This is a genomic window from Acinetobacter sp. CFCC 11171, from assembly GCF_003268405.1.
Classification (GTDB): Bacteria; Pseudomonadota; Gammaproteobacteria; order Pseudomonadales; family Moraxellaceae; genus Acinetobacter; species Acinetobacter amyesii.
Genome location: NZ_LQXP01000010.1, coordinates 91,949 through 99,151 on the forward strand (window position 1 = coordinate 91,949; position 7,203 = coordinate 99,151).

A 7,203-nucleotide genomic window follows, 5' to 3' on the forward strand; every position below is an offset into this window, starting at 1 on the left:
GCATTTATACTATTCAGAGCTTATTTTATTTACGTTTCAACTTATTTCAGTTCTTCAACCAAAGCTGGATAGATTGATCCATCGACATCCATTTCAGTTTTATAAATGCCATTAGCAACATTAAATTTATTTACGTGGTAACTAGAACCATAAATCGAGTCAAAACCAGTTCCTTTTTTAAAGACTTGTTTGTTGGCAGCTAAATCCAGCAAATGTGTGCCTCCAATAAACTGTTCATACTGTGCAGGATCAACGCCGACACGAGTAGACATGATTTTCACAGCATCGGCATGTGTTGCAGGGTCGTTGATGTATTTAACAGTTTTATCCCAAACTTGAATGATTTTTTTCCATTCTTCTTTGTTAGCAGATAAATGCGTCATGTTGACGGTTAATGTGTCATAAATCAGACCGGGTTTATCTTTCGATGTATAAATGATTTTAGAGCCAGCAACAGATTTCAGTGCTTGATTTGCGACCGGTTGCCACACCGCAATCGCTGCAATATCAGGACTTGCAAATACTTGTGGCAGCTCGTTGGTCATGGTGTTGACCAACTTTACTTCAGAAGCTTGAATTTTTGCATCATCTAACGCCGTCGTCAAAAGCAAATGATCAACCAAGCCTTTTTCTGTCGCGATACTTTTTCCTTTTAGATCGGCAAGGCTATTGATGCCATCTTTAGCAATGATGACATCATTACCCGCAGAATAGTCCGTCGCCATAATCATGACGCCTTTCGTGCCACCAGAACCCGTGACCAAGTTGTCGCCATTGGTGACCAAAACAGCATCCAACTGATTTGCCGCAAATGCAGATAGTGAAGCTGAATAATCAAACCATTTAAAGTCTACATTGACACCAGCTTCTTTTAACCAGCCTTTTTCAATAGCAACTTGCCATGCGACAAAACCAGGCCAGTCGCTATAGCCGATCGTGATGGCTTTTGTATTGACTGTGCCTTCTGCTTGCACGTTTGGTTCTGGAGTTTTTGTAGTATTGTCACAACCACCCAGTAAGATGGCAGTCACAACGGATGCAGATAAGCAGGCTTTTTTGATCATAGTGCGATTTCCCCGATGGCATTACAGTTAAATTTTGTATTGGTATACAAAACGATGGTGTATTCGGCTTACTGACGGATTGAGCATTACGCTTTGCATGATTTAGTCTTTGGTTACCTGCATTGGCATGTGCTTGCTGTTTATCTGTGATTTGGTCTTTAAACTGACCTTGTGATCGATATAATTGGCCCATTTTAAAACTCCTTAATTCTTTGCATTTTGCGGAATTGGCGGCATTACAGCGTCCATCAACTCCAAATGTCCTTTAATCACACCTTTAAGTGCTGAAAAATGCTGACTAATAACTTTGAGCTCTGAACTGACGCCTTGCAGAATCATGACTTCTAAAATTTTGTGGTCATCGAGTTGAATATGCAGCGAGCTCACCACTTGTTCTAAAAACTGCTGCTGTAAATCTAAAAGCTGAATACGTAGTGCCGTACTACTTGCGTCATACAGTAAGGTAAATGTGCCGACCATTACTTCGTTACGCTGCTCCTGATCGGCAATCAGATGCTTATTGATCATGTCGACAATGGCCTGAGAACGGCTTTCATAATGCTGATCGACAATTTTTTGGTCCAATGCATCGACTGTTTTTTCAGGCACGGTAATACTGATACGCGCCAGCTTTTGTTTAGGCACTGTTTTTCCTTATTTTTTTTGATGAATATAGAAACCCGCGCGGCACTCAGTAGCTCAATAAAAAACTGCTTTAATTGATGCAGAAATGTTGCGGATTGATAGCGTTTCATATGCATCTCCTGTTTGAGTAATACAAAATATTTATTTCGTAATATCGATAGAAATGCAGAATCTGTGCCAAGTGAGAAATACAAAAAATGATCGATTATTTTGTTCTTTTAACTTTCTTTTAGATTTTATTGTTCGTTATTTGTGCAATAAATGCACTCATCGAGACCCCTTTGCACTATTGCTGCGATGGGTGATTTTATGATGGACTATTTCTAAAACTTATTAGACTTATTAACCAAGAGCATTGACCGATATGCAACAAACTCGAAGTTCAACTTATTTCATCAACATTGAACATCATTTATACTGATTAAACTTTCTATTCATCACTCAACGCCTATGAAGTATTTCAGCTGCGCGGTCTGTTCTAACCAAATCTTTTTTGCCAATTCACACTGTGTCAATTGTCAGACTGCGCTGGGTTATATTGCCTCTGAAAAGCAAATGGGCTGTTTTGACAAGCATAGCAGTACGTTATGGCTTGCGTTAAATCCTGAAATAAAGGGAAAACGCTTTAAACCTTGTCATAATTATCAGCACCATCATGTATGCAACTGGATGGTACCTGCTGACAGTGAAGAAATTTATTGTGAGTCTTGCCTGCTCACACATACCATTCCCAACTTAGATAACCCAGACCATATTGTGTACTGGGCACGATTGGAACATGCCAAACGGCGTTTTTTGTATTTAATGCAGCAACTGAATACCATGCCGCGTCCTAAACGCAGTCAAGATGACCGTTTTGGACTTCGTTTTGATTTTTTGATGCCAACAGAAAATACACCAGTCATGACCGGTCATGCCAATGGCATTATTACCTTAAATGCCAGTGAAGCAGATGTGATTTACCGCGAAACAACGCGTATAAAAATGGGTGAAAACTACCGTACACTTCTAGGTCATTTTAGACATGAAAGCGGTCATTATTATTTTGATTTGATCAAACATTTACACCCAGAGCTGATTGATGAATTTCGGGAACTATTTGGTGATGAACGACAAGATTATAGTGAAGCTTTGAAACGACATTATAATGACGGTGCGCCACAAAATTGGGCGGATTACTATGTCAGTTCATATGCCAGTACGCATCCTTGGGAAGATTGGGCGGAAACATGGGCGCATTATTTGCACATGATGGATACTCTAGAAACAGCCTACTATGCAGGATTAGTGGTCAAAACCAATAAGTCAGATTTAAATAATTTAGAACTGAAAGAGAACCCGATTGGCGCTCAGGATTTTGACCTATTGCTGCAACATTGGATGACCTTGACCTTTAATTTAAATGCGTTGAACCGCAGCATGGGCTTAGATGATGCATATCCGTTTACGCTGTCGAATCCAGTATTGGATAAACTTAGATTCATTCACCACAAACTGCTCAACATGACCTTAAAAAACCAGCAGCACAATTAGATTAAATTTAATACGTGATATTGTTTGAACCTCAGATCAACTTTTCTGTATTACAGCATTCGTACATTAGCTTATAGAAAGGATGTATACGTAGTAATTTTCTTGGATTGAGCGCTGTAACACCTGCCCTATTTTTACTATTTTATAAAGGTTAAAATAACAAAAAATAGATGCCTGTGACCTTTCCCATGATGCCTTTCATGCATTTACCAGCTCGTTTTATGTGTATCATCAGCCTGAGTTTGCTCAGTGGATGCCAATTGGTCAAATTACAAGAAAATCAACTCAGTGCGTCACTAAATAATAAAACAGATAGCATATTAACCCATCAGAAGCTCAGTACATTTAGCCATCAAATCCTGTTAATGGTGAATGAAAGCGACCAATCTTGTTTAAGTGCGCTTGAAAGCTGTATTCACAAAATGCGTAATAATGAAACTTTAGATATTGCTCAAGTCTATGCAGCAGCAAGTGAGCTGTACATGGCACGTGCTTTAAGCGCCGATCAAAATCCACAATGCAAAAAAAGCTTAAAACAACACAGCGGAAAACTCGCATCAAGCAAAATAAAAATGTGTATGGATCAGCAGCTTGCAGACTTTGATTTCAGTCTGCGCTACAGCTATGTCTATCTATTTAAATCCGCTCAAGCCCCAGAAGAACGCTTATTTGATTTGCGTCAGGGACAAGTCCGCACCTTTTATAATGTGGCTTTATCACGTTTAATCACCTCATCATTCAGCCGTTTTGACTATCAGCAAATGCCTGAAAGTTTAATGTTGGGTTCATCGCTTTATCATTTTAACTATGAGCATTATCCTGAAATCAAAAATGCGGACATTGATAAATTACTGTCGAGCTATAATTTTAATTTTTCAGGCTTAAAAACCATTAACCGTCAGGAAGGAATTGGTTCTGAATTTGTCTTAGTCAAAAAAGCCACGGATCTGTCTGCTGCGCAGCCTTTTGTACTAGACCCTGAACAATATTATTCAAATAAACCCAACCCCAATATCCATACAGCACGCTATTTATCTGTCAGTGCGATAGCAGAGCCTGCCAAGACCAATAGCAGCATTAGTGAAATTTTGTCGCCGCAATCAGACTTTAAGGTTGAATTATTTAATCCCTATCAATTTAAAAAGGCAAAAATTGAATCTCAGCCCTATACACTAACAGCCAATTATTCTGCGCCTTATGGTCTTTGGTTAGCCGAAAATAAATTAGGACAATCTGGCTATTGGACACTTCTGAATAAGGAAGAACATTTGCGCATGCCACATGTGTTTATGTTAGAGCCGTATCAACCCAATAAAAAGATTATTGTCATGGTTCACGGTTTAGCCAGCAGTCCTGAAACTTGGATCAGCCTGACCAATAACATCATGGGTGATCAAAAACTGCGTGATCATTACCAAGTTTGGCAAGTGTTTTACTCAACCAATATGCCAATATTTGAGAGTCGTTTTCAAATCAATGCTTTACTCAAACAGGCATTTGCAACTGTTCAGCCCAATACGCCATCGGCTCAGGATGCTGTCATTATCGGGCATAGTATGGGCGGCATCATTAGTCGTTTATTGGTTAGTGATGCAGATATTTCCGCTCAAGCTATTCCACTCATGAACTATGAACAAAATACACAGTTACAACGTCATCCAATTATCCGCGATCGTTTTGTCTTTAAAGCATTGAAGCCAGTTAGTCGTGCAATTTTCATTGCCGCACCGCATCATGGTACTGACTATGCAGACCGCTGGTTTACCAATTTGGCGAAAAAAATCGTAGTATTGCCTTTAAGTTTTTTAAATGATGTCAATGTTGAACTCCCGAATGCAAAAAATTCAACTATGGGCCTGATTAAGTCTGGACCTGCAGATTTAAGTCAACAATCACGTTTTATGCTGCTGACTGCTGACATCATGCCAAATAAAGATATTCCTTATCATTCTATTATGGGAAATCAGACGCAAAGTACTGAACCGAGCAAAATGTCGGATGGCATTGTTCCCTATACAAGTTCTCATTTAGATGGTGCGGTGTCTGAAAAGATTTTCAATGGTGGACATTCCATCCATGAGTCTGCAGATGCCATTTTAGAATTGCGACGCATTTTGAGAGAGCATTTGGATAAATAAGCGAACTTTTTAATCACGGTTTTTGTGAACTCGAGCTCGTAGGCCGTCTAAAGTGATCTTTATCGTTTTTTGCCCTTTAACTTTTTCTGCTTGTTCTGTTAAATGCACATCTTCCGAAAAACAATCATTCAAAATTATTTTTGCATTTTCCCTAATTCGATTTCGACTTTCAGAGCTACGACAATCTAATAGTTCTTCTAGTTTTTTAGCCATAATTAATAAATCCCCCTTAGATTCTTTTTTAGGTTGAAACGCTTGCAAAAAAGCGTAAATAGATAATATTGTTCATTTTTACCAATGTCCTAAAGATGTAAATAACAGTTAAATATTGATCTTTTTTAGTTGGGTTATATTTATCTTTTAATAGCTAACACAAAATGTTAAAGTTTTATTTTGATTAATTTTAAACCAAAAATTCAACTACAGATAAAGATTATTATGAAATTAATAGCACTTAAATTAGAAAAACTTTAGGGGATATCAGGGCGAAAACTTGATAAATATCGATTCAAATTTAACAGGAATCATTGGGAAAAATGATGCTGGTAAATCTACGATTTTAGAAGCATTAGATATTTTTTTTGAAAACTCCTCTTTAGAAAAGACCGATAAATGTGTGCACTGTACAGAAGAAGATAATATTTCAATAACTTGTATTTTTGATGACATTCCAACATCGCTAACACTAGATGCAACATCCGTCACTACTTTACAGAATGAATATCTATTAAATTCAGAGGGTCACTTAGAAATAAAAAAAACATTCCGTGTAAATCAAAAAATATCTACAGATCTGAGCTTGATTGCGAAATATCCGAGTAATTCCGGATTAGATAATTTGATAATATTGAAAAATGCAGATTTAAAAGCCTTATTTAAAACCAAAAATTTAGATATCTCTCAAGTAACCGATCAAAGATCTAATACATCATTAAGACAATCCTTATTTCAATCAGAGACACTCGCATTCGCAATTAAGGAAATTCCTTTAAACAAAGAGGATGCAAAAAATGTCTGGGATGTATTAAAAAACTTTTTACCTATTTATGCTTTATTCAAATCGGACCGAAATAGTAGCGATCAAGATAGCGAAGTCCAAGATCCTATGAAACTTGCTATCAAGCATGCTCTCTCTGAAATTCAACCACAATTACAAGTGATTCAAGAACATATCAAAAATAAGGTAGAAGATGTAGCAGGAAGAACTTTAGAAAAACTCTCTGAAATGGATTCAGCATTAGCAAAAGATTTAATTCCTGATTTTTCAAAGGAACCTAAGTGGGAATCTATTTTCTCGATGGCTTTAGCATCTGAACAAGGGATTCCTGTCAACAAAAGAGGAAGTGGTGTTAGAAGATTAATTCTTCTAAATTTTTTTAGAGCCGAAGCAGAGAAAAAATTTCAAGAAGCAAATGGACGATCTATAATTTATGCAATTGAAGAACCTGAAACTTCACAACATCCTAATTATCAGGAAATGTTGATAAAAGCTCTATTAGAACTATCTTTACTTCCTAAAACTCAAATTTTAGTAACAACACATACCCCTGCTTTGGCAGGACTTATGCCTATTACTAGCCTGAGATACATAGCTAAAAATGAGAGTAATCAACATGTAATTTCTCATACTGACAACGATGACATACTAAAATCTGTCAGTAGTGATCTAGGTATACATCCTTTTAGTGAAATTTCTAATCCTCAATCTCGAGGGTATATCTTTGTTGAAGGTGTATCAGATGTCGTATTTTTGAAACACATATTTGCTAAATATGCTGAAAAAGGATTGATCCAAAAAGATTATATCGCTGAATTAGAAGTAC

At 37.2% G+C, this 7,203-nt stretch carries 7 protein-coding genes; 3 read left to right on the forward strand and 4 right to left on the reverse strand.

The features are described from left to right. Window positions 1–41 precede the first annotated feature (41 nt). The 3 genes from AVJ20_RS07010 to AVJ20_RS07015 are packed head-to-tail and all read right to left on the reverse strand — an operon-like array spanning window position 42 to window position 1,709. On the reverse strand, window positions 42–1,064 hold the full coding sequence (locus AVJ20_RS07010) for an ABC transporter substrate-binding protein (RefSeq protein WP_111884699.1): 1,023 nt from the start codon (window positions 1,062–1,064) through the stop codon (window positions 42–44). Then, window positions 1,003–1,257 (reverse strand): hypothetical protein, encoded by a 255-nt coding sequence (locus AVJ20_RS18325; RefSeq protein ID WP_162689743.1) that lies wholly within the window; start codon window positions 1,255–1,257, stop codon window positions 1,003–1,005. The genes AVJ20_RS07010 and AVJ20_RS18325 overlap by 62 nt, the downstream gene beginning before the upstream one ends. Before the next feature lie 11 nt (window positions 1,258–1,268). Then, entirely contained in the window at window positions 1,269–1,709 is a 441-nt protein-coding gene (locus AVJ20_RS07015; RefSeq protein ID WP_078190923.1) for a CopG family ribbon-helix-helix protein, read from the reverse strand. A gap of 450 nt (window positions 1,710–2,159) precedes the next feature. On the opposite strand from AVJ20_RS07015, the gene AVJ20_RS07020 reads away from it, so the two are divergent. Together AVJ20_RS07020 and AVJ20_RS07025 are read left to right on the forward strand one after the other, a co-directional pair. Beyond that, a complete protein-coding gene (locus AVJ20_RS07020; RefSeq protein WP_111884700.1) occupies window positions 2,160–3,242 on the forward strand; it encodes a zinc-binding metallopeptidase family protein in 1,083 nt (360 codons plus the stop codon). Between the two features lie 200 nt (window positions 3,243–3,442). After that, on the forward strand, window positions 3,443–5,380 hold the full coding sequence (locus AVJ20_RS07025) for an esterase/lipase family protein (RefSeq protein ID WP_228157174.1): 1,938 nt from the start codon (window positions 3,443–3,445) through the stop codon (window positions 5,378–5,380). Window positions 5,381–5,389: 9 nt separating this feature from the next. On the opposite strand, the gene AVJ20_RS07030 is transcribed toward AVJ20_RS07025, so the two are convergent. Continuing rightward, window positions 5,390–5,593 (reverse strand): hypothetical protein, encoded by a 204-nt coding sequence (locus AVJ20_RS07030; RefSeq protein ID WP_171319240.1) that lies wholly within the window; start codon window positions 5,591–5,593, stop codon window positions 5,390–5,392. A 280-nt stretch (window positions 5,594–5,873) separates the two neighbouring features. Between AVJ20_RS07030 and AVJ20_RS07035 the strand changes: the two genes are divergently transcribed. Continuing rightward, window positions 5,874–7,203 (forward strand): ATP-binding protein (locus AVJ20_RS07035; protein WP_228157175.1); only part of this gene is annotated, 1,330 nt, incomplete at its 3' end.